The organism is Photorhabdus sp. HUG-39 (assembly GCF_963878365.1).
GTDB lineage: Bacteria > Pseudomonadota > Gammaproteobacteria > Enterobacterales > Enterobacteriaceae > Photorhabdus > Photorhabdus kayaii.
In genome coordinates this window covers 1-1,939 of sequence record NZ_CAWNWY010000092.1, presented here as the reverse complement: position 1 = coordinate 1,939, position 1,939 = coordinate 1, and the positions used below count along the sequence as shown (strand labels likewise).

The 1,939-nt window shown below is 58.0% G+C and carries 1 pseudogene; it reads left to right on the top strand.

Annotation, left to right across the window (positions count from 1 at the left end):
* A pseudogene (locus AAC155_RS24110) lies at positions 1–1,939 on the top strand (hemagglutinin repeat-containing protein); the annotation flags it as partial.

Sequence of the window (1,939 nt, the reverse complement as noted above, 5' to 3'; positions counted from 1 at the left end):
TGGCCGCCGAAAAAGGCTCGCTGACACTGGCGGTCAAAGACACGCTGGATAATCAGTCAGGTCGGCTGGAAGCGGGCCACGCGCTCCAACTGAGCGCCACTCAACTGGATAATCGCCGGGGGAGCATCGTGGCAACCGGGGACAGCGCCACCCTCACTGTTGACAAAGCCATTCAAAACGCTCACGGCCATCTTGAAGCCAAAACCCGACTGACCACGACCAGCCAGACTCTAGATAACACGCAGGGGGTGTTGCTGGCACAGCATATCAATAGCCAGACCACAGGCCATCCCTTCACCAATACCGCGGGGCAGGTGATAGCCGAAGACACGCTGACGGTCAACAGTGGCGAACTGGATAACACCGCAGGGTTGTTACAGGCTGGCCGCGAGATGACCGTTGATACCCACGGCCACCGATTCACCAATACCCGCAATGCCGACCAAAAAGCAGGCCGGTTATTGAGTGACGGACACTTAACTTTGCGCACCGGCGATATCAATAACACCGGTGGCATGATAGTGGCGGACGGCGAAACTGCGCTGACCAGCACTGCACTCAATAATACTCAGGGCCAGATAGCCGGAAATAGCGGGCTGGACATTCACAGCCGACAACTGACCAACCGCGAGGGCACCTTACAATCCGCTGACGCCCTGACTCTGGACACTGACGGGCAGTTACTGGATAACCAGCAGGGCCATATTCTCGGTGATGGCAAGACGACCCTCACCAGTGGCCCGCTGGACAATCGCCACGGTCATCTGCAAGGCGGACAGTTGGCTATTGACACCCGACACGCCGCGCTGGATAACCGGGACGGCAAGTTGTTATCCACCGACACGTTAACCCTGAACACTCATCAGCTCGACAATCGTCACGGGCAGGCGCAGGCGGTGGGCGACACCACGCTCAATGTTGACACTCAAACCGATAACACCGGCGGCCTTATCCGTGGCGGTCAGCAATTGACCCTGAACACCGCTCATTTGATTAACCGGGAAACGAAGCAGACGGATAACGGGCTGGAAGCGCAAAACCTGACGGTCAACGCGCAACAGGTGGACAATACTCAGGGCGCTTTACGGGCAGCCAATCACCTGCAAGCTCAGGTGAGTCACACGCTGGAGAATGCTGAGGGGTTAATCTCCGCGGGCAAACAGCTTACCGTAGACGACGAGACCCGTCCTACGTCTCTGGTGATTAACAACCGGCAAGGCACGCTGATTGCCGGGGAGCACGCCACGATTAACGCCCATGCTCTGAGCGGTGACGGCCAACTGTTATCGCAGGGCGATATGGCGATCACCTTAACTGAGGATTTTCATCATACCGGCAACACCGCGGCCAATGGCAATCTGACCCTGAAAACAACCGGCAATCTCCGCAATGACCGCCAGATAAAAGCCGGTCGGGCGCTGCATCTTGACGCACACCATCTCACCAATAGCGTCTCCGGTGAAATCAGCGCCGGGCAAACGCAAATCCAGGCTCATGATACCCTGAGCAACACCGGACTGATTGACGGCGGTTTGACTCATCTCACGGCCAACACCCTGAACAATACCGGCACCGGGCGCATTTACGGGGACCAGCTGGCCCTCCAGACGGGCACATTGAATAACACCGCCCAGGACGGCAAAGCTGCGGTCATTGCGGCACGTGACCGGCTGGACATCGGCACCGGAACGCTCAACAACCAGCATCATGCGCAGATTTACAGCGTGGGCGACATGCGCATCGGCGGCCAGTTGGATAACGCCCTGACGGCCACCGGTCAGGCGCGTGAGCTCAATAACCACGCGGCGACGATTGAAGCCGGGCGCCACTTGAAGATTAATGCCGACCGGATTAACAACACCAACGCCGGGTTGGTGACTCAGGTCGTCGAAACGGAAAAGTCTCAGCATCACGATGCAGTACTCAGCGGCCAGACCAC